Consider the following 21,976-nt stretch of genomic DNA (forward strand, 5'->3'; position numbering starts at 1 on the left):
AACATCGTCTCGAACTGCTGCCTGACATTCGACTTTTATTCCTGCATTCTAGTTTATCGGAAGCGGAATAGCTTAGTCAATATAAATGTATAGAAAGGGATGAAAGATATGGAACATTTCAACCATAAATGATTTGTCTCTGGAAAATTCAAAAAAATATTTCGAATTTGAACTAAAATCGTATTCATTTTTGCTTTCATATCCATTAAACTATGCTCATCATTATATGGCTTACCACTATGAATTAGGAAAGTACAGTGGACGGGAATAACCATAACGTAACATATTTAAATGGAAAATGGGGAATGAGATCGTGCGTCTAACACTATTCAAAAAAGTAAGCATCCTGTGGTTGGTATTCCTGCTCGGATTCAGCGGTCTATGGAATACGTCAGGGTTGATACAACGGGCTCAAGCCGCCGCAGAAAAACCCTTCATTGGAGAAATTCAGTTATTCCCTTACAACGCCGCTCCCGACAACTGGATGCTAGCGGATGGACGAACACTTCCATTGGATCAGAATACAGCTCTGTTTTCATTACTAGGCAATAATTATGGCGGAGATGGAGAAACAACCTTTGCATTACCTGACCTCACGGATGTTTCACCCGAGGGACTGGGATATTACATAGCTATCACTGGAACCTTTCCACCTCGTAATGAGGACTACGATGTTATCAAAAATGCTGTGTTTGGTGAGGTTCGCCTGTTTCCTTACTACTTTACACCCCAGGGGTGGTTACGTATAGAGGGTCAGTCTCTCCATATCTCTGATTACACTGAACTTTTCAATATGATTGGCACAACCTTCGGTGGAGATGGGACGGAAACCTTCCAATTACCTACATTACCTAAAATTAAAGGCGACATCATGCATTACGCTGTATTTATGGATTCGACATACCATGCCGAGATTGACGGTACGGGAGGCGAGTATACAGGTGAAATCATTCCCATGCTGGTTAATCTCTCGCCTGCACACTGGATACTTGCAGATGGATCTTCACTGCCTATCAACCTAAATCAGGCTTTATTTAGTCTATTAGGCACCAAATTTGGGGGTGATGGCCAGGTGAGTTTCAGAGTACCTAATCTGAACAACACACCATCCGCATTGGTGTATTATGTTGTCCAAACAGGCAAATTCCCTCATTTTGGAGGTGACATTCCGCCCTATGCAACAGCAGATACTTACACTACCAGCCAAAACACAGCTCTGACTGTGCCATCACCGGGATTGATGGCCAACGACAGTAATGCTTCTACCGCCTCTTTAAGCACTGAACCGCTGAATGGAACCGTGGAACTTGATTCTAACGGTGCATTGGCCTACACTCCGAATACCAACTTTGTAGGAACAGACCATTTTTATTACACTGTCGCCAATCCATGGGGTTCGAGTAATGTTGCATTAGTTACCATAACTGTTGAACCAGGCACATCTCCAATAGTCAGCGGCTTAGCTGACGATGGAATATATAATCAAACGGTAATCCCCACTTTTAATAGCGGTACGGCACTTCTGAATGGTGCTTCATTCACAAGCGGCACTGCAATTACAGCCGACGGAGAATACACCCTGGCAGTTACCAATAGTGTGGGTACGACAGCGATTCACTTTACGATTGATACCCAGGATCCAGTCGTCACGGGTATTGTGGAGGACGGGGTATATAGCGTCAATCCAGTAATTACCTTTAATGAAGGAACCGCCACACTGAATGGTTCCCTCTTCCTTAGTGGAGATACAGTCCGATCCGATGGAGAGCATGTATTGATTGTTACAGATCGTGCAGGCAATACCACAACCATTCCATTCCGCTTTTATGCGCCGCGAACCATGACCTTTAATAGTAACGGCGGTACTAATGTAATGGAACAAAAGGTTCCTTACGGTGACAAGGCTATCGCTCCACCTGATCCAACCAAAGCAGGGTATACCTTTGCTGGATGGTTCACGGATTCAGATCTGAGTCAGGCTTTTGATTTCAGCAGTACAACTGTAACCACTGCTCTCACCCTGTATGCGAAATGGACGGCAAACTCCTATACCATTAAGTTCGAGCCTAACGGTGGTACAACCGTTGCAGATCACTCAGTCAATTACGGTCAGAAACTTTCAGCACCTGCTTCGCCAAGCCGTTCCGGCTATACGTTTGCAGGCTGGTATGCAGACCCCGAGTTGAAGACTCCATTCAACTTTGCTCAAACAGAGATTACAGCCGATCTGATCTTATATGCCAAATGGAGTGTTAATTCCACGCCACCATCAGGTGGTAATAATGGTAACAGCAGCGGCGGAGGCTCTGGTAACCAGAATAACAACGGGTCGAGCGGTAATCCTTTTCCACCTAACACAACTAATTCGTCCGCTAATGGACGTTTAACACTTGCAGCAGGGCAGGCTGGGCAAGTGAGTTTGGGTGATGGCATCACTGTAACCATCCCATCTGGAGCAACTAATCAAGAAATGAAGATCACGATTGACCAGATTACCGATTCTTCGGACTTGCTAACTAATCAGACTAAACTAATCAGCCCGGTATATGAGTTACTTAAGAATGTTCAACAGAACTTCAATAAATACGTAACCTTGAATCTGACATTTGATACATCAAGCTTGCCAACCAATCACCAGGCTGGACTATTCTACTTTGATGAACAAAATAAATTGTGGATCTCTGCGGGAGAAGCTTCAATTCATGACAATCAAGTCAACGTAGACGTAGACCATTTCACCAAATTTGCTGTTTTTGCGGTTGAACAACCCAAGGTGCCAGCAGAGATTGCATTTAGCGATGTCGATGGGCACTGGGCGGAAGATTTCATTCAGGAAGCCGTCCTTGAAGGTATCGTGAGTGGATTTTCCGATGGGTCCTTCAAGCCTAATGCATCCGTTACGCGTGCAGAATTTACGGTGATGCTAATGAATACACTGAATACAGAATACACAGAAGCGGCAATATCTTTTACCGATCAGGCAAAAATAGGAGCTTGGGCGCAGTCTGCTGTAGCTCGTGCCGTGCAAGCAGGGTTTATTCAGGGAGACACTGAGGGAGCTTTCCGCCCCAATGATGCTGTAACCCGTGCTGAGATGGCTGTCCTGGTAGCCGGTGCGCTTCAATTAAACGCGATAACTGGCACAAGCTCAACCTTTGCAGACGAGGCACAGATTCCGCTTTGGGCCAAAGCAGCTGTCGCTGGCATGCAAAAAGCCGGGATGCTGCACGGTAAAGGCCTGAATACCTTTGCTCCAAGTGATAAAACCACGCGTGCAGAAGCGGTCAAACTACTGTTGAACGCAAAACATTAGTGTATATATCTAAAAGCCTGTTCCTTCCGGGAACAGGCTTTTCTGATTGTTTTATTCCGAGATCGTAATGACCGAGGTTACAAAGTGATACGATTCATTCTCCAATATCGCCTGCGATAACAGAATCTTATTGCCTTCCGGGCTCCAGGCGAGTGGGTCAGAAGCATTGTCCATATCCGCCGAGATCTGGAACTGTTCTGCCGACTCCGTGTTGGAGACGAACAGTCCTTTCTCACTATCATTCTCGGAATTGATCGTATATGCAATCTTGGAATCGTCACCTGACCAGCTTGTCCCAAATATCTGTGTGCCTCTGGCGAGCGTTGCCTTCTCATTGCCTTCCAGATCGGTGAGCACCAGCGCCCGTTTGGTATCCGCCGTTCTTTTCACAATCGCAAGCCTTGTTCCATCATTAGAAGGAATGACCCACTCCACGCTTTTCAACACCTGTTTCACTTCACCCGTCTTCGCATCGTATGCATTCAGCTGGCCATCTTCACCCGTAATATAATAGATCCTACCGTTTGAAACCTCGATGCTCCGTACATTGAAATTACCCGTCTCCACCAGCACCTTCGTTGTACCATCCACACTTGCCGAGATGAGATCACCCTTCATATTGGGAAAAACAACATGTTCATTATCCAGCCACGCGCCTTCTTGGATAAATCCGTCCTCCTTGCCAGCAGGGGTTGTCTCCCCATTATGCAGGTTCAGGAAGTAGCCTTTGCCCGTATTTTCCTCCGGCTCCCGGTAGAACAGGTACTGACCATCCGGTGACACCAGCGGTGCACCCAGATTGGCTTCACCTTCCTTGAGCGGCGTGTCTGTACCTTTGGTCAGATCATACATATATAAGTTATGCGGGTATCTTTCCTGGCCTTCAACCGTGACTGGTTTCAAGGACTTGTTCTCCTTGTCGGATACAATCCAATCATCACTAAGCCATGTAATCCCGCGCATATTCGGCAGCTTATCAATTTTCTCCAGCTTGAAGCTCTGGTACACAGACGTGTTGGTATTATCTTTCACTATAATATCGGTGCCCGTTTTCCCACCTTGTGCGTTGCCCCCCGGCTCTGTCGTTCCCCCGCATGCTGCTGTCGTTAGCAGGGCAATGGCTCCGAACGTGCCCAAAGCTGCTTGTTTCCAATTCATGATGGTCCCCCCTGGTTTCTCTTGCTATAGACCAAGCATACACATCGCATACTTCCAAAGTTATTCAGACTTGTTTCGAACTTGTAAACTTGCATCAGCCAAAGGAAATATGAGCTGGAACGTCACACCTTCCCTATCCTCTGGATCGCCCGGATTACTTGGTAGCAAGGTGATTGTACCGCCCTGTTTCTCAACAAACTGCTTCACGAGAGATAGTCCCAGTCCAGTTCCGCCCGTTTTTCTGGCCCGGTCTTTGTTCACGGTGTAAAAAGGTTCAAAAATCTTCTCCTGTGCCTCTGCCGGAATCGGCGTACCCGAGTTATAGATGCGAATGACCGCTTGGTGATCTTGCATCCGCAGTTCGTTCTTCACCCGAATTACACCATCCGGGACGTTATATTTGATGGCATTATCCAGCAGATTGATGAAAATATGCATAAGACTTTCCCGATCACTGCGGATCATCGCAGGTTCAAGCTCCAGTTCCATGTTTAACCCAAATTTCTCGGCTTTCCCCCGCATGCGGCCACATGCATCTGCCAACAGAGCACTGACCTCGACATCTTCGGCCTGGTTCTCGAAGTCGTACTTCTCCAGGGCAGATAAATGTAAGACTTTCTCGACCATCTCGTACAACCGCTCGGTTTCTTTTCCAATATTATTCGTGGCATCATCAAGCAGTTGCGGATCATCCTTATACATGTCGAGCAGCTCCACATAGGCTTTGATCGACGTCAGCGGCGTCTTGAACTCATGGCTGATGTTACCGATATATTGTTTCTGCTGCTGTTCCAGCGCCTGTAGCTTCTCAATCGCCAGTTGCAGCTTCTGCTGCTCCGCATGCATGGCTGTGATATTTTGCTGAATGGATGTACTCATATAATAGATGCCCTGCCCAAGCTCGCCCAGTTCATCCTTGCGTCTTACCGGAGACTCCGTAATGTAGTCACCTTCCCGAATGGAATCTGCGGACTTCTTCAGCCGGGTAATAGCGACGGCAAACCGATTGTAGAACAGATACCCCAGAATGAAGCTCAGCGCCACAACCGCAATCCCCGCCCACATGAACAATTGAAGAATACGGGCATAGAAGTCTTGGTAACTCTGGACCGGATACTGCATCCATACGGCACCCATCTGCCCATCCGGACCGTCCAGTGGTGCGGCGTAGAGCAGGGTGTCCCCTTGTTCATGATAGGCAATTTTATTTTGCAGCGCATAGCTGAGCGTATCCTGAACAATCTCACTCTCCCCGGAGCTGATCGATGAACCGACTTGTTGGCCTTTCATATCATAGAGCGCTATCGGTAGACCAGTCGAGTTGGCCAGTTCCTGCGCAAGCCTGCGGCCGTTTTGTTGTAAAAAGGCTTCCTGTTCCAGATGAACCGATTCGGTATAATAGGACTGTCTTACGTTCAGATTGACCAGCCGTGTCTGCTGGGACAGAATCCCCTCGATCTGTGACTGCTGATTGCGTTCAATACCTCGCAGTACAAGCGAACTGAGCACCACCACTGTCAGGATGAGCAATGCCGCCAGAAAAACACTGAATTTCAGCTTGATGCTGACTCTCATACGGCCCCGCCTGTTTCAGGCGCAGCAGCTTTGTAGCCGATCCCGTATACGGTCTGCAATTTTTGCTGATCCGTATCTCCGATTTTTTTGCGCAAACGCTGAATATGAATGTCCACGGTTCGGGTTCCACCCGCATACTCCATCCCCCACACCCGATCCAGCAGATCGTCTCGCGTGTACACCCGCTCAGGATTGGACATGAGAATGGTCAGCAGATCGAATTCCTTTGGTGTCAGATCCAGCTTCTCCTCATTTACAGTCACCGTGCGGTGAGCAACATGAATACGCAGATCGCCATTCACGATAGCTTGGTTCTTCGAATCATCAGGGGGTGGACTGCTCTTCTCGACACGGCGCATGAGCGCTTTCACCCTTGCAAGCAGTTCACGGATCTCGAATGGTTTGGTCATATAATCATCCGCGCCCATTTCCAGGCCGACGATTTTGTCCACGATATCATTTTTGACGGTCAGTAAAATAATGCCGATATCCTCCCGGTCCTCCAGCCTGCGACAGACACCGTATCCATCGAGCCTCGGCATCATCACATCCAGAATCATGACCTGTGGGTGAAACGATGCGACCTTGACCAAAGCTTCTTCACCGTCACTCGCAGTCTTTACTTCATATCCTTCGCGCCGCAGCGCGTAAGCAATGGCACTGACGATGCTTGATTCGTCATCTACCACGAGCACCTTTTTATTCATGGAATTCATCCTCTTTATATATGTCATGAGTTGGTTCATGGGTCTATGTTAACAAGGTCCGTGCGAATTGGCTATGAAGGACTCAAGGGTTTAAAAAAAGCATGTATCCTCTCAGCTTGGACTCGGCTCTACTTTCTTTATACCTCAAACATGAAAAGGAAATTGAAAACCTTATGAAGTAAACTCCGATAAATGCTGACCCATATAGTTCAACTTTAATTTTCCTGCTTGGTAGAGACTGCAACGCGACAAATTACTGTGGAACTATTATCTGATAAATAAAATATTTATTGTGGTTGTTTTTTTTCGAGTTCGCATCTCTTTATCTTATTACAAGGCCGCTCTTATCCGGAAAGAACGTTCTTGAAATTAAATATTAAGGGGAGATATTAATGGCAGAAGCAGTATGTACCACTTATGGAGCAAGTCATAGAATGTATTTACAGGGGGCAGCTTATGTTGCAGATAGTACTGGCAAGCTTTTAACTAAACAGTTTCCTGGACATAGCGGATTCTTCAAATGTAAGTGTGGTGATCGATTTGTTGCAGAAGGTGCACCAGAATCCGGTGCGGTAATTGGCAACTATGTTACACAAGGAGGTATTCTTGCAGCAGAATCCAAACAGGGCGTTGCTGCAGTTAAAGTTAATACCAGTATGATTAGAAACACGACTGCTCGAACTCTTTCAGGGTTCACATTTTATAATTCCAACCCAAATTAGTAGTAATTAATTCAATAAAAAAGGTAACTCATCTAAATGATGGGTTACCTTTTTTATTTATAATTAATGTATTTAATTCCTAAATTAACAAGCATTTTTTACAGAAAAAGTGTATAATAAAATAAGAACACATGTTCCTAACTCGTTGTACACACTTCATTTAAAAGGAGGAAAATTTATGGTTGACACAAAAAGTTTACAGAATAGTATGAAAGCTGAGCTCGAGAAAAAATTTGTTAGTTACATATCAACTCTCCTACACTTCAACTCAATAAACTTTGATAAAAAAATTCGAAAACATCAAGATAGGTTTGCCTTAATCATGGATGATGTTGAAGAAAGTGATTTAAATCATACGAATGATGAGTTGTTTAAGCACGAATTATATGGATTAGAAAACCAGATTAGTGACCCCAATTTACACAAACTTTTTTTGAAACTATCGCATCGCGAAAAGAAGATATTAAACCTCTCTTATGGTAGAGAGGAGAGAGATATAGAAATTGCTCAAAAGTTGGGCGTAAGCCAACAAAGTGTTTCAAAATCAAGAAAAAATGCATTGAATAAATTACGAAAGTTTCTTTACTCAGAGAAAAGCTAATTATCAACTCATACATCTTATCTAATCTTTGCACAATCACTAGACTCTAATCTCAGCATTAAAAAAATTAATAGGAGGTAAATAATGAATAATTCATATGAGATGTACGATCTACTGACTGAGGCAAAATCAGGGAGTCAGACTGCAGTTCTGGAAATTATCCAAAAGTTCGAGCCAAAAATTAAAAAATCTCTTCGTCAGACAAACAATCAAAACAGGGAAGACTTAAGACAAGAACTAATTACTAAATTCCTTGAAGTTCTATACTCCTATGAGATTAAATAATCTATTGGATTTTAATCGTATCTCAGGTTCAATTTTATTTATATACAGTTCATAATCATTATGAACTGTATATAAATATGCTTACTCCTCAAATGACAGATTCAGCGGCTCGTCCGACATCTCGTACTCTGTCTCCATATGCGTCAGCGGTGTGTTCAGATCCACTTCCTCAAAGCGGAAGCTATCGACCCACACTTTTCCTTTACCGTTCAAAATAACCCCAAATGAAATGACTGCGCTGCCTTCCGGCACATCAAGCACAATGTTGTACTGATTCCATGGCTGCGTACCCGTAATCGGTCGATCATGCATGTTATCAAATTGAAGTACATCATGGACGTTATTATCCACACGCATCCATAATCCGCAGAACGCGTCCACACGCTCGGTCTTCACAAATCCCGATAACTTCATCCGCTTACCCACATACTTGTCCGCCCTGAACTGCTGCATCATCGTTGCAAACTCGTTAGGCTCCATCGGCGTAACGGCCTTCAAATATCCTGAAGCTTTCCCCTGATGCACTTCGGCAGGATCAATACCCATCTCATAATTCTGCGGGTGACTTCCGGTTAACATCCATCCTGTAATTGCTGACGTCTGATTCATCTGTAGTTCTCCTCCTCTGGTTCTTCCTTCGAATAATTTCAGATCGAACAGTTTGCGGAAACGTCCTGGTGGCATGCCATATAATTTGCGGAATGCGCGGGTGAAGGCTTCCTGACTCTCAAATCCACATGCCAGGGAAATGTCCAGAATGCCTGCATCCGTGGTTCGCAGGGCCGTGGACGCCAGACTCATCCGGCGATTGCGGATATAATCCACGACGGTCATGCCCACCTCATTACGGAAAATTCGATGGTAGTGATATGGCGACAACAATGCCTCGGATGCCACTTCTTCCAGCCCAATCTCTCATGCAGATGAGTCTCAATATAGAACAAACTTTGCTGAATCATTGCACGGTAACGGCTCAACTGAAGTAAAGCCCCCTTCCATATCCTTACTATACGTGAACGATGTCATCGCCGTTTTGATCATTTTTGCTAACTTGGATTCTATTGACTCTACCGGGAACGCAAAAAAGAGCCAATCACGGATTGAATCCTTTCCGTCATTGACTCTCCTTTTATTTATTCACACATCATTCTTCCTCAGACAGCCGGTACTGGCTGTGCACCCGACTCTTCTTCATCATGCTCCACCAGTTCATGTTTCTCCCAAGCTCTACTCTTCCAGCGGAAGTACATAATGACCGCGCGGGTCCACTCATCCGCCGCAATGGCAAGCCACACACCCGCGAGCCCCAGATGAAGCTGGAATATAAGAAGGTACCCCAGTGGTAGACTCATGCAGACCATGGAGATCAGACCCATGTATACCGGGAACTTTGCATCCCCTGCTGCACGTAAGGAACCTATAATTACAATATTGCAGGTACGTCCGGTTTCGAGTAAAAGACTCAGCAAAATCACTTGAGCGCCCAGCTTGATAATTTCCGGATTATCCGTAAATATGCTCATCAGCGGCACACGGAACAGAATGATGATTACATCAATGATGACCGTAGCCAGAAGCGCCCATTTTACACTGTCAAAAACACGTTTATACGCATCGTCTTTGCGCCGCGCACCCACAAGCCGGCCTACAATGATGGATGTCCCCATACCAATTGCCATGCTGAACAAGTAGATATAGCTGGAGATATTACCCGCGTACTGCTTGGTTGCCATGGCTTCTGCGCCCAGATAGGTCACATATAGCGTGAACACGAGCTGGCAGGAATGATATACCATCGATTCCATCGCAGACGGAATGCCAATCCGCAGAATTTTGCCAATAAAATGTTTGGACAACTTAATGTAGTATTCGAAATCCACCCGCACCTCGCTCACACGATACAACAACCAGAAGAAGATCAGCAGGCAGATAAAACGACTTCCCACCGTGGAGATGGCTGCCCCTTCCACACCAAGCTTCGGCAGACCGAAGTGACCAAAGATCAATGCATAGTTACCAACCACGTGAATCACGTTCATGAATACAGCCACGTACATCGTTTCTTTGGTGTAACCATGTGTACGGATGGTCGCAGCCAGTGCATTAATGAGTGCCTGGAGGAAGATCCCGCCACCGACGATATTTATATACGAGCGGGCAAAATCATAAATTTCGCCTTGAATGTTCAGGAGTGATAACAGATGTCCTCCGAACAGAAGGAAGATTCCGCTCAGGACCAGCCCCACAATAAGGTTCAGTGTAATGGCATTACCTGTAACCTGTGCTGCTTCACTTAGCTTTTTCGATCCAATATATTGTGCCACTACAATCGCAGCACCATGACCAATGACTTCCAGTACAAGTATAGCGATAGAAATAATCTGGTTGGCTGCACCAACGCCGGAGACCGCGTTATCGGACACCGAGCTGAGCATGAGCGTATCTACGCTCCCCATCAACATAAATAAGAAGAGTTCCAAGAAAATAGGCCATGTCAGCCGAATCAGATTCAGATCCTTGGCATCAGACCGAAGGGACTCTTTGGTTGAGGATATTGCTGTCATTTTCTCACCTTTCCCATGTGGGCTTTAATTCTTAGGGTATGTTAGCACAGGTGGTTTGAAAATGCAGTAGTTTTGCGAAAATAGTTGAAAGTTTTTTGTAATACCATAAATAGGAATTTTCACTGTTTTCATCAGGCCCGTCTTCCGTACGCTTAACAAAGGTTTCAGAAGACAAAAAAAGGACCCTTCCAACTTGCCTTTTAAGCAAGTAATGGAAGGACCCTAACCCTCAACCTTTTAACCTTTAACCGAACCCGCAGCAATCCCCTCCACGATTCGATTACTCAGGATGAGAAAAGCAATCAGGATCGGCATAATGCTAATCATCAGCGTCGCACCAATGGCTCCCCAATCCGTTGTATATTGACCGATAAAGTTCTGTACCCCAACGGTCAGGGTTTTGTACGAATCTGTACTGATGAACGTATTAACAAAGATGAATTCATTCCAGTTATAGATCATGTTGATAATCGCCGTTGTGGAGATGACCGAAGACGTCATCGGCAGCACAATCCGGAAGAAAATCCGATGCACGGAGCAACCATCCATCACGGCGGCTTCTTCCACTTCCCGAGGGAGCGCGTAGTAGAATCCGAGTAGAATCATAATGGTAATTGGCATATTAAATGCAATATAGGACAGGATGACTGACAAAGGATGATCCGTTAGATGAAGCTTCAGGAACAAGCTGAACAGCGGGATCAACGTGGAGTGTACAGGGATCATCAGACCCACCATGAATAGCCCCAGCACCAGCGAACGACCCTTCCAGCGCATTCGTGTAATGGCAAAGGTCACCAGACTGGCAAACAGCACGGTGACCACCACCGAGACCACCGTAATCCATACACTGTTGAAGAAGTATAAGCTGATATTGCCTTCAGTCCATACCTTGACATAGTTCTCCCAACGCGGCGTAGCAGGAAGGGAAAAAGGCGCCATGTCGAATACTTCCTGATTATTTTTAAGCGAGAATAACAGCAACCATACCAAGGGCAGAATTTGCAGCACAGCTACCAGGGACAAGAGGAAATATAGTAGAACATAGCCAAATCTTCTCAACCATGCCGAACCTCGGCCTGTCCCCGGGTAAGTTGGCAATCTAACGGCCGTATCCGTCTTCACCGGGATGGACCTCCTTTCATTTCACTTACGTCAGGAATACTGAATCGTATCTTTGGATGCTGTCGCTTTACGAAGCAACCAGGTAACGAGCAGACAGATCAAGAGCAGGAAGAAACCTACAGCACTGCCGTAACCAAAGTCGAAGCTGCGGAACGCCTGACGATACATATAGGAGGCCATCACTTCGCTGGAGCCATTCGGTCCGCCATCGGTCATCACGTAGATGAGATCGAAATACTTGAGCGAGCCCACCACAGCGAGCACCACGGTCACCTTGATGACTTCTGTAATTAGCGGCAGCTTGATTCGAAAAGCGATCTGCCACGGGCTTGCCCCGTCAATCCGGGCTGCTTCCACCAAGGATTCAGGGATATTTTTAAGCGCCGCATAATAGATCAAAATATAAAAGCCCGCATACTGCCACAGAATTGGTACGAACAGTGCATACAACACCAGGGATGGCTCCGCCAGCCAGGCTGGTGGATTGCTGAATCCGATCGCTTCCAGGAATGTATTCAGCACCCCGTTGCTGGGATGATATATTTTCAGCCATAGCTGGGCGATGGCTACGGAAGACAGCAGCATCGGGATCAGGTATATTTTTCGAAACAAGTTCGCGCCCTTGATCTTGCCCGACAGCACCAGCGCAATCATGAGATAACCGATCAGGCTCAGCGCGGAGAACAAAGCAAGTAAAAAGGTATGATTCGCACTCTGCCAGAATGTTCCGTCCTGAAGCAATCTGGCGTAATTATTCAATCCAATAAAGGTCATTGCACCGATCCCGTCCCATTGCATCAAACCATAATATCCGGTAAGCACGATCGGGATGTAGACCAAGACCAGCAGCAGAAGCAGTGCAGGAAGCACGTACAACGCAGCAACGAGACGGTTGGACATGACTTTGTCCATCACATTATCCTCCCTTCAAGCGTTCAGGCATGTGTACGTCAATTGCCTTTATCAACCGCAGCCTGATGATTCTTCACAAAGTCCTCTGGTGTAACTGCTTTGCCAAACAACGCCTGAATCATGTCCAGATGTGCCTGAGCAGCTGCCGGTTTCATCTGCACGTCTGCAAAGAGCGTAAGACTGCTGGCCTGATTCAATTCGTTCAGCAGGTCTGTGTAGAGCTGTGGCAACTGCACTTGAGCCGTATCCACTTTGGTAGCCGGGATGACGCCTGCTTCAGTCACCGAGCTCTCGCCCCATTTTTCCACAAAGTATTGCACGAACTTCTGCGCTTCTTCGTTCACTTTGGAGTTCTGGGCCACGAACAGTCCTACGCCTGGACCACCTACCCAGCTGTTAATGTCGCTCTTGCCGCCTTCAATCGTAGGGAATTTGAAAAATCCGATCTTATCCTTGAATTCCTGTGGAATGTCCGGGTTGGTTGTGAAGTTCGGCAGTTCCCAGGTGCCCATCAGGTACATGGCAGCTTTTTCGTTCATGAATTCGGATTTGCCCTCATCGTTAGACAACCCGTTGAAGCCTTTGTTGAAAGCATTCATATCCACCAGCTTTTGTACCTCGGCAGCAGCTTGAGTCAGAGCCGGATCGTCAAACTTGCCAGAGCCATTGATAGCCTTCTCCAATGCATCTCCACCTAACCGATTCGCCAGATACATGTACCAGAGCGAGCCCGTCCAGCGGTCTTTATTACCCAGTGCGATCGGTACTTCACCGTTCTCTGTCAGTGTCTTCAGCACACTCAGGAATTCATCGTACGTTGCTGGCGGTTGTAGATTATATTTGGCAAAAATGGCCTTGTTATAATAAATGGGGGAGATATTCAGCTCAATGGGTAACGCATATGTTTTGCCGTCTATTGCATATGCTTCGGTTGTGCCGGCTATGAATTTCTCACCCAGCGAGCCGCTCAGCAGATCATCCACCGGTGCGAACAGATTGCCTTTCACATAAGGCTCCAGAAATCCAGCAGCCCAAGTTACACCAATATCAGGAAGCTCATTGGATGCGGACAGGATTTTCAGTTTGTTCTTGTATTGTTCATTCTCCAGCACTTCCTGCTTAATGGTCACATTCGGATGATCCGTCTGATACTGCTGAATGATATCGTTGACCAGTTTGTTCTGCTGTGCGGAACTTCCTGCTGGCCAGAGGTGCATGAATTTGAGGGTCACTTTTCCATCTGTTCCATTGCCGCCCGTTTCACCCTCTTGATCAGAACTTGAATTGTTGCATCCGGATAAAATTACTGCGAGAACCAGCGTCCATGACAGAAGCATGGCCATCGTCTTTTTGCTCATCATCCCAACCCCCTTGGTTTTTTCGGTTAATGTAACCGCTTTAACCAAATTGTAGCACGCACCCAACACACCCATAAGACTAGGACGATTTGGAAAAACTCCACTTTTTTGAGGTAATTGTTACCTTGTATTATTGAGGGAGTGACGATATTTGCTTGGGCTAAGCCCCTCCAGACTTTTAAATACCTTGATAAAATACTTATCCGTCTGATAACCGACCTGTTCCGCAATCTCCGAGATCGGCATAGTCGTCTGCACAAGCAACTCCTTGGCACGCTGAATGCGTTTGCGGGTAAGATATTCACTGAAATTGATTCCGATCTGCTCCTTGAACAATACGCTGAAGTAACTGGAGTTTAGATGGAGTAAATCAGCAATCTCACGCATGGTCACATGTTCACCCAGATGAGTCTCCACATAAGCCAAAGCTTCACTGATCGGGCTATTGAGCCTCTGTTCCCCGCGCTCCTTGGCATCCAGAAGCTTGGGGTCAACCATTTCCTGCATTGTTTGAATGCGTCGCTGTTGTTCGCTGAACTTTAGGGCTTTCTCGACGGTCTGAAGCAACTGTTCCTTATCAATGGGTTTCAACATATACTCCACGACCCCCAGCTTAATAGCCTGCTGGGCGTACTGAAAATCGGCATGCCCCGACATAATCAGGACAACAGGCTTGTTCGAAAAATGCTGAATGGCTTCAATCAGAGACAAGCCAGAGAATTCCGGCATGCGAACATCCGTTATTAACAGATCTGCCGGTTTTTTCTTGAGCCATTCCACGGCCTCGACGCCACTTTCTGCAGTCTGAATGTGATTTCGTCCTGCCGACCATCCTTCCAGTGTTTTGCGAATACCCTCTCTTGTACGCGGCTCATCATCAACGACAAGAATCGTTTTGTCATGAATCATATGCACCCTCCGTTCCCTTGGGAATCTCAAAGCAAATGACGGTCCCTTCCCCAACCTTGCTCGTAATGGAAAGCTTGCAACGTTCGCCGAGTTGGCTGCCAAAATAAAGCTTCAGCCGCCGATGTACGTTGATCAGACCTACGCCTGTACCCTTATTGGATACAGCGGGACCGCCATGTAAGGCATGAATGACAGATTGAAGCCGGGATTCATCCATCCCGGGACCATCATCCCGAACCTCAATGCGAACCAGATTCTCCTCGGTCGAAGCCACATGGACGATTATCTTTCCCGGGCCCAGTTTACTTTCAATCCCATGAAGAATCGCATTTTCGACCAAAGGCTGTATGAGCAGTTTCGGGATGTGGACATTACGCACCGCATCGCTTAGCTGAATCTCCCATTGCATTCTTTCTCCCAACCGCATCTGCATAATTCGAAGATAACGCTCGGCGTGTTCCAGCTCATCGGCCATCGTAACCCATTCATCCTGCTGGGAACTGGAGATAATGTAGCGAAACAACCGGGACATCGCTACGACCATACGTGCCATCTCCTCATCTCCCTTCTCCTCAAGGGACCAATAGAACGCTTCCAGTGTATTGAATAGAAAATGGGGGTTAATCTGAGATTGCAATGCCTTTAATTCAGCCCGGGACTGCATGACTTCCTTCTCATGAACCACACGTGTTAATTCGTTCTGCCTGTAGACCATCTGATTATAAACCTCGTTGAGTTCATTGATCTCCATCGTAGAGCTGACCATCAGATTGGGCTTCATCGCTCCCGGCTGTGCACCGCGCATGGCTCGCATTAGCCGGATTAACGGACGTGTAATCATCGTGGACAGAAAGAACGACATGATGAGGAACAGAATAACACCTATCATTCCCGAAACGAGCAGCGCTGTCCTCAAGATGGACACACCTTCCGTTGTCTCCCGCAGCGGTGTCAGGACAGCAAGTGTCCATCCGGTTAATTCAGACTTTTGCCGAACGACGATATAGGATTGCTCTCCGTTCTGGACGACAGATCCGCTGTACAGTATGGCTTTTGGGTCGAGATTAATCTTCGGATCAGAAGTCACCACCTCCCCTTCTGCGTCCAAGAGCATGATGGAGTCCTGCGAACCATCTGCCCCATTCGAATCATTGAGTTGAAAAAAACTCCGCTGCATCCGCACCACAACATAACCTCCATGTTCGAAAGAATGATCCAGCAGATTAATCCTTCGAATCGCCAGAAGCACTCCCGGATCTTCCGGATCAGAGCCTGCCCATACCAGTCTGCCTTTTCCTTCATCCGCTTGGGTGATCCAGCTACGCTCCACCCTGAGATCGAGGGATCGGTCATCCATCGGAAAGATGCGATTATAACCCGTAGTGTATATCTCCATACTTTGTGCGCCATTGATGAAAGATTGATAACTACCTGCAATCTGCAAGAGAGCTTGACGCTGATTAAAGGTGGCCGGTTTGCCTTGCTTCTCATCGCTGAGCAGACGCTGTACATATGAATCATCCGCCACCTGGGCTGTCAGGGAGTTCACCTGTGCAATGAGTGCATCCATTCTGCCACTGGCTTGGACTGCGGTTTGATGAATATGTTTCTCGGCATTGCTTTTTAGCAAAGCGGCCACCCGGTCATAGGCAGATATGCCTGCGAGCAGCAGAACAATGAGCATCACCATAACGAAACCAATGAAGATCTGATTGCGAAGTGAGTTAAAATGTCCTTTTTTCCCCTGCAACTTTCCCATTCTCCTCTCTCTGCATGTAAAAGAAACCGCCAACCTACGCCTGTGCTCTTGAAGACTGGGTACAAACGATGCCGGATTCATCCACGTATTCAGTTCACTCGTTAAAGCGCTTGCAAAATTGAACCTCAATCTTCTTCTCTTTTAGTCTTTGTTTACCGTTTAAACTAACGACTAAAAAATAGCATAAATTTACAGGTTAATCAATCCACCTGAAAAGCTTTCGAACGCTAAATGCCAATGATCAAAAAAAAGAGAGGGGACTGTTAAAGTCCACCTCTCTTATCTGTATCTTTTGCATCTATTCTATTCTTTCTCACATCTATCCGTTATTTCACGGACCCTTGTGTAACTCCGTTGATGATCCACTTCTGTGCGAACAGATAGATGATAATCATCGGCAGCAACGCGAGCAGGTAGGATGCAAACGCAAGGTTAAACTCGGTATTGAACTGCCCTTGGAATACATACTGTACCAGCGGCAGCGTGTACTGTTCCGGATCACTGATAATAATGAGTGGCAGCAAGAAGTCGTTGTACGTGGACAGACAAGTCAGAATACCGACCGTGGCACTGATGGGTGCCATGAGCGGGAAAATGATTTTCCAGAACGTGCCCCAGGTTGTCGCCCCATCCACAAACGCCGCTTCCTCCAGCGCTACCGGAATGGACCGGATGTATCCAACGTACACAAATACGTTAAATGCCAGCCCATATACCGTGTGCAGCAGGATCAGACCTACCAGATTCGTCATTTCCAGCGATGCGGTCAGCTTAACAATCGGCAGCATGATGATTGGGAATGGAATGAACATCGCGCTGACGAAGTAATAATAGAGCCCTTTGAAAAACTTGCGTTTCTCCATATTCCGCGCAATCGCATAGGCCACCATCGAGTTACTGAGCAACGTCAAGAGCACAGTTGATGCGGTAACGATCGCACTGTTACGGAACGATTGGAAGAAGTTCGTCATGTCGATGGCCCTCTCGAAATTCTCCCAGTGAAGTGTGGTCGGAATAGCAAAGACCGATTGGGCCATCTGTTCCGGATTTTTCAAAGCAATCGTAACGGTCATATACAATGGGAACAGGATAAACAGGGTACCCAGCACAACGAGCAGCATAACGAGCCAATTGATTCGTGTACGGCTTCTCATTACAGATCCATCTCCCTTCTTTGCAGGAACCGGATTTGCAGAATTGAAATCACCGCAATAACGATGAAGTAAATAACCGAGTTCGCAGATTGATATGCATATTCGCCGCCTTCAAATCCGCCGGTGTAGATCAGATGGGAGATGGACTGCGTCGCCCGTCCGGGACCACCGTTGGTTAAGGCTACGATTTGGTCGAAGACCATAAGCGAGTTTTTCATTGCCAGCACCATATTAATGGTGAAGAATGGGGCAATAAGCGGGAAAGTAATACTCCAGAATTCACGCCATTTGCCTGCGCCGTCGAGGTTGGATGCCTCGTACAGTGTCGTTGGTATCGTTTGCAGACCAGCCAAATACAGAATCGTATTCAGGGCCACCGATTGCCATACTGCAACAATGACGATACCGATCCAAGCCAGACTCTCACTACCGAGAATGTTGGTGGATAGCGCATTGATGCCCAGATTTTGTCCCCAGATCGGGAATACGTTGGAGAACAGGTAGTTAAATATGTAACCTACGATCAGTACACTCAGAATATTGGGCAGGAAATAGATGCCGCGGAAAAAGTTACGGAACTTGATCTTGGCATTCAGCCCAAGTGCAATGAGCAGGCTCAGGATATTGGTCAGGATCGTCACTACGATCGCGAACTTGAACGTAAACCAGTAGGCGTTACCTACATTGTCATCTTGGAACAAGTTGAAATAGTTTTTGAAGCCAACAAAATCATATTCTTTCCCGAATCCGTTGTAATTCGTAAATGAATAATAGATGCCCTGGAGGGCCGGCAGTGTCATAAATACGAAGAACAATACTACCGCCGGAACCGTCATCCAGTAATAAGGTGTGATACGCTTGTTCATATTCCATCCTCCTTCAGACAAGGCTTAACGCCGGTTCGCGACCTTGTCCCATTCTTTGTCGAGTGTATCTAGATAGTTGTCGATGTTTTGGTTCTGCAAAAAGGACTGTACGATGGAATTCAGCTGCACGGCAGCCGGAATATAGTGATCGGCAAAGTCAATGACCTTGCCCTGCTCAATATAAGGCATCAATTCCTGTACGGCAGGATCATCCTGCTTCACGCCTTCTACCGCAGAGAACAGCGTCTGTTCGTCAATGTATCTTCCGATATTTTCAGGATCTAACAGAAACGCAATAAACGTCTCTGCCTGCTCGCGATTAGGCGTGTCCGCCGCAATGGTAAACAGGGAGTCGATCCCGTTCACCAGCTTGATCTCGCTTGCATCGTTGCCCGTAGGGAATGGGAAGAAACCGATGTCAACATTCGGGTTCGCTTTGCGAATCTCCGAGATGGCCCAGGTTCCCTGGATGTACATGAAGGCTTCACCGTTAGCAAAAGCACGGTTACCGTCCGAATAGGCTTTACCAAAGTTATCGCCGTGACCGTACTTCATGAGTTCCAGCTGCTTCTCAGCTACCTCGCGGTATTCCTCCTTGAACGTCACTTTGTTATCGCGCCGCTCTTGGTAGAAATCAATACCAACCAGATTGGAGCCAAGTGCATTGAAGGGCAGGCTCGTCTGCCAGTCATCCTTGTATGTGAAGTAAAATGGAATCTCACCTGCATCCTTGATCTTTTGGGCTGTCGCAATGAGTTCATCCCACGTCTTGGGTACGTCCAATCCCATCTCCTTAAACAGCGTTTTGTTGTACATGATGCCGTTTGCATTAGTCGCGTAAGGAATACCTGTCACTTCGTCCATGCCTGTGAGATCCTTCAGCATTTGTATGTAATTCGGATCAATCGTCTGGAGTAATGAACTGTCCGTCAGACTGGTAAAAATATCACTCTGAGCCAAAATGGAGTAGGTGTCGGTTGCCCCCATGGCCATAATATCCGGGATATCGTTTTTGACGACACGGGTCTTCAATACCGTCTCTGCATCGGGCGGATTCACCTGTGTCACCTGAATATCGTCATGCTCCGCGTTGAACGTCTTTATCAATTCATCAAAGGTTGTTTTGGCTTCAGGTTTGTTCTGGAAAAATTCAATCTGCACTTTGCCATTCGCACTATCCCCACTGGTACAGGAAGATAGAAGTACAGCCATCATTCCACACAGCAACATTGTCCCGAGAGCCTTGGTAAGCGTTGTTCTCATGTTGTACCTCCCTCAGCTTAATAAATTGAACTAATGTGATTTACACGCTGTCACTCCGATTGCAGTACCATCTTCCGATCGTTGTTATCCCCAGATTTTTTCGATTCCCTTCCTCAAAGGGAAAATCCGGTTTTAGCGTATGCTTTCGAAGCAGCTTTCTTTCAGAAAGCTTTTAGCTACGCTTCTTCAGATTGGTTCTGCACTCTCCGTGTTCGTGTATATCTTAGTTTCACTTTATATACGTAAGAATTTACCCATTCAGATGGTGAAATAACCATTTGGTTAATCCTTCCAAAACTAACTTCAATCTGAATGGATGATATAAGTCTTTATTATTTCTAAAACGGTTTCGGTAGAATTGAATCAAGGCAGTTCTTCCCATGACCCGAATCGGGCATAACAAAAAGGACACTGGATGATATCCAATGTCCCTCATTTATTAAGCTTATATTTAGCCACTGTAACGTATTTATCCAACCTATTACGAACGCTCAACCTTCGGCAGAGCATTGCGTAAACGCTTGGCCCGATAACTCTGAAATGCACGAATCAACATGCCAATAATGATCATGACCACACCCACATTAATCGCGACATCGGCGAGATTCAGAATCCCCCGCCCTGACGGAAACACGAGGAAATCCGTTACCCGGGCATAGATAAATCGATCGATCGCATTTCCCAAAGCCCCGCCAACCATAAAACCAGCACCAGCTTGCATCCAGAAACCGCGAATCTCACCTTTACTCCGGTAATACAGCATGCCTGCTATGAACAAAACAGCGATCACGCCAAAGAGACGTGCATTCCCTTGAAACAGACTGCCAGCCATTCCGCTATTCTCGTAATGCTGCAATTGCATGCCGGAGTCACCCAGTCTCATCACGTCACCGACTTCCATATACATCCTCACTGCGATTTTGGTTCCCTGATCCACCAAAGTTACCAGCAGTGCTACAAAATAAAACAGCATCGTGCCTCTCCTCCTGCCTACTGAACGACAAATTATTTTAACTTTAAGAGTTTTGTATATTAGGTTCCCTTCACTTTAACACAGCCGATGTATGGTCTCCAAATAACTGGTCTTTAACTTGCATAAAAAATCTACTAACCTCGTTCAGACTTCATCGAGAAGGGACTACACCAATCCATGTCGAATGTAGACATCAATAATCATATATGTAAAGGGGCTGCCTGTAATTTGAACCTGACCATGACAGAGAAATTAAAGGAAATGCATCAGGAAGAAAAGGACTTGGTATTCAGCACATTTGATTCTGAAATGGCACTTAGACTTGGTCTGCATCTGGTCGAGGAAGCGAAACGTCGTTCACAAGCCGTAACCATTGATATCACCCTGAAGGGACATCGCCTCTTTTTGCACGCCATGGAAGGCACTCATCCCGACAACGAAGACTGGATTCGCCGCAAGAACAATGTAGTCAATCATTTCTCCTCTAGCTCTTGGCATACGGCCCTACGCCTTAGAAACGCGGGCCAGACCCTTGAGCAAGACTTCAATCTGCCTGCATCTGATTATGTCCTGGCTGGAGGGGCTTTCCCGCTGATTCTGGAAAATGAGGGACAGGTCGGCACCATTACAATATCGGGTTTGCCTGATGAGGAAGACCATGATCTGGTCACGACTGGCATCCGTTCGTTTTTGTTGCAGCAAGGTTAGATTAAAATGAGCAAAAAAATCCGT

The 21,976-nt window shown here is 46.5% G+C and carries 18 protein-coding genes and 1 pseudogene; 5 read left to right on the forward strand and 14 right to left on the reverse strand.

Annotated features, from left to right (window positions below):
* The first annotated feature begins 313 nt into the window (after positions 1-313).
* Complete coding sequence (locus WFI24_RS17620) at positions 314-3,313, forward strand: tail fiber protein (RefSeq protein WP_336762831.1); 3,000 nt, start codon at positions 314-316, stop codon at positions 3,311-3,313.
* A gap of 51 nt (positions 3,314-3,364) precedes the next feature.
* Here the strand turns inward: WFI24_RS17620 and WFI24_RS17625 are convergent, their stop codons facing one another.
* The 3 genes from WFI24_RS17625 to WFI24_RS17635 are packed head-to-tail and all read right to left on the reverse strand — an operon-like array spanning position 3,365 to position 6,753.
* Positions 3,365-4,471 (reverse strand): TolB family protein, encoded by a 1,107-nt coding sequence (locus WFI24_RS17625; RefSeq protein WP_336762833.1) that lies wholly within the window; start codon positions 4,469-4,471, stop codon positions 3,365-3,367.
* Between the two features lie 60 nt (positions 4,472-4,531).
* Positions 4,532-6,046 carry a sensor histidine kinase gene (locus WFI24_RS17630; protein WP_336762835.1) on the reverse strand — a complete coding sequence of 505 codons (1,515 nt, stop codon included), beginning with the start codon at positions 6,044-6,046 and terminating at the stop codon, positions 4,532-4,534.
* Positions 6,043-6,753 (reverse strand): response regulator transcription factor, encoded by a 711-nt coding sequence (locus tag WFI24_RS17635; protein WP_336762837.1) that lies wholly within the window; start codon positions 6,751-6,753, stop codon positions 6,043-6,045. Before WFI24_RS17635 ends, WFI24_RS17630 begins: the two co-directional genes overlap by 4 nt.
* A gap of 392 nt (positions 6,754-7,145) precedes the next feature.
* On the opposite strand from WFI24_RS17635, the gene WFI24_RS17640 reads away from it, so the two are divergent.
* The 3 genes from WFI24_RS17640 to WFI24_RS17650 all read left to right on the forward strand — a co-directional run bounded on the left by WFI24_RS17640 (position 7,146) and on the right by WFI24_RS17650 (position 8,361).
* Positions 7,146-7,475, forward strand: a complete 330-nt coding sequence (locus WFI24_RS17640) for a hypothetical protein (RefSeq protein WP_100528243.1) — start codon at positions 7,146-7,148, stop codon at positions 7,473-7,475.
* A gap of 178 nt (positions 7,476-7,653) precedes the next feature.
* Positions 7,654-8,076, forward strand: a complete 423-nt coding sequence (locus WFI24_RS17645; protein ID WP_336762840.1) for a sigma-70 family RNA polymerase sigma factor — start codon at positions 7,654-7,656, stop codon at positions 8,074-8,076.
* An 84-nt stretch (positions 8,077-8,160) separates the two neighbouring features.
* A complete protein-coding gene (locus WFI24_RS17650) occupies positions 8,161-8,361 on the forward strand; it encodes a helix-turn-helix domain-containing protein (protein WP_100528241.1) in 201 nt (66 codons plus the stop codon).
* An 81-nt stretch (positions 8,362-8,442) separates the two neighbouring features.
* On the opposite strand, the pseudogene WFI24_RS17655 reads toward WFI24_RS17650, so the two are convergent.
* The 11 genes and pseudogenes from WFI24_RS17655 to lspA form a co-directional block, all read right to left on the reverse strand.
* Positions 8,443-9,338 (reverse strand): annotated as a pseudogene (locus WFI24_RS17655) (helix-turn-helix transcriptional regulator).
* Between the two features lie 177 nt (positions 9,339-9,515).
* Entirely contained in the window at positions 9,516-10,925 is a 1,410-nt protein-coding gene (locus tag WFI24_RS17660) for an MATE family efflux transporter (protein ID WP_145324756.1), read from the reverse strand.
* A gap of 237 nt (positions 10,926-11,162) precedes the next feature.
* The gene (locus tag WFI24_RS17665; protein ID WP_336762931.1) at positions 11,163-12,026 is read right to left on the reverse strand and encodes a carbohydrate ABC transporter permease; all 864 of its coding nucleotides are present in this window, start codon (positions 12,024-12,026) and stop codon (positions 11,163-11,165) included.
* Positions 12,027-12,080: 54 nt separating this feature from the next.
* A complete protein-coding gene (locus WFI24_RS17670; RefSeq protein WP_336762843.1) occupies positions 12,081-12,962 on the reverse strand; it encodes a carbohydrate ABC transporter permease in 882 nt (293 codons plus the stop codon).
* Between the two features lie 38 nt (positions 12,963-13,000).
* The gene (locus WFI24_RS17675; protein WP_336762846.1) at positions 13,001-14,323 is read right to left on the reverse strand and encodes an extracellular solute-binding protein; all 1,323 of its coding nucleotides are present in this window, start codon (positions 14,321-14,323) and stop codon (positions 13,001-13,003) included.
* 117 nt (positions 14,324-14,440) lie between these two features.
* Positions 14,441-15,229, reverse strand: coding sequence for a response regulator transcription factor (locus tag WFI24_RS17680; protein WP_336762848.1), 789 nt, complete (start codon positions 15,227-15,229; stop codon positions 14,441-14,443).
* Complete coding sequence (locus WFI24_RS17685) at positions 15,219-16,979, reverse strand: cache domain-containing sensor histidine kinase (protein WP_336762850.1); 1,761 nt, start codon at positions 16,977-16,979, stop codon at positions 15,219-15,221. Before WFI24_RS17685 ends, WFI24_RS17680 begins: the two co-directional genes overlap by 11 nt.
* 335 nt (positions 16,980-17,314) lie before the next feature.
* Positions 17,315-18,142 (reverse strand): carbohydrate ABC transporter permease, encoded by an 828-nt coding sequence (locus WFI24_RS17690; protein WP_336762852.1) that lies wholly within the window; start codon positions 18,140-18,142, stop codon positions 17,315-17,317.
* A complete protein-coding gene (locus WFI24_RS17695) occupies positions 18,142-19,008 on the reverse strand; it encodes a carbohydrate ABC transporter permease (RefSeq protein WP_336762854.1) in 867 nt (288 codons plus the stop codon). Before WFI24_RS17695 ends, WFI24_RS17690 begins: the two co-directional genes overlap by 1 nt.
* A gap of 24 nt (positions 19,009-19,032) precedes the next feature.
* Entirely contained in the window at positions 19,033-20,223 is a 1,191-nt protein-coding gene (locus tag WFI24_RS17700; protein WP_442956237.1) for an ABC transporter substrate-binding protein, read from the reverse strand.
* 529 nt (positions 20,224-20,752) lie between these two features.
* Positions 20,753-21,244, reverse strand: coding sequence for a signal peptidase II (lspA, locus tag WFI24_RS17705; protein ID WP_336762858.1), 492 nt, complete (start codon positions 21,242-21,244; stop codon positions 20,753-20,755).
* A gap of 228 nt (positions 21,245-21,472) precedes the next feature.
* Here lspA and WFI24_RS17710 point away from each other — a divergent pair, with 228 nt between their 5' ends.
* On the forward strand, positions 21,473-21,952 hold the full coding sequence (locus tag WFI24_RS17710; RefSeq protein ID WP_336762860.1) for a heme-degrading domain-containing protein: 480 nt from the start codon (positions 21,473-21,475) through the stop codon (positions 21,950-21,952).
* The last annotated feature ends 24 nt before the right edge of the window (positions 21,953-21,976 follow it).

Origin of the sequence: Paenibacillus sp. USHLN196, from assembly GCF_037144955.1 — a bacterium.
GTDB classification, from domain to species: domain Bacteria; phylum Bacillota; class Bacilli; order Paenibacillales; family Paenibacillaceae; genus Paenibacillus; species Paenibacillus xylanexedens_C.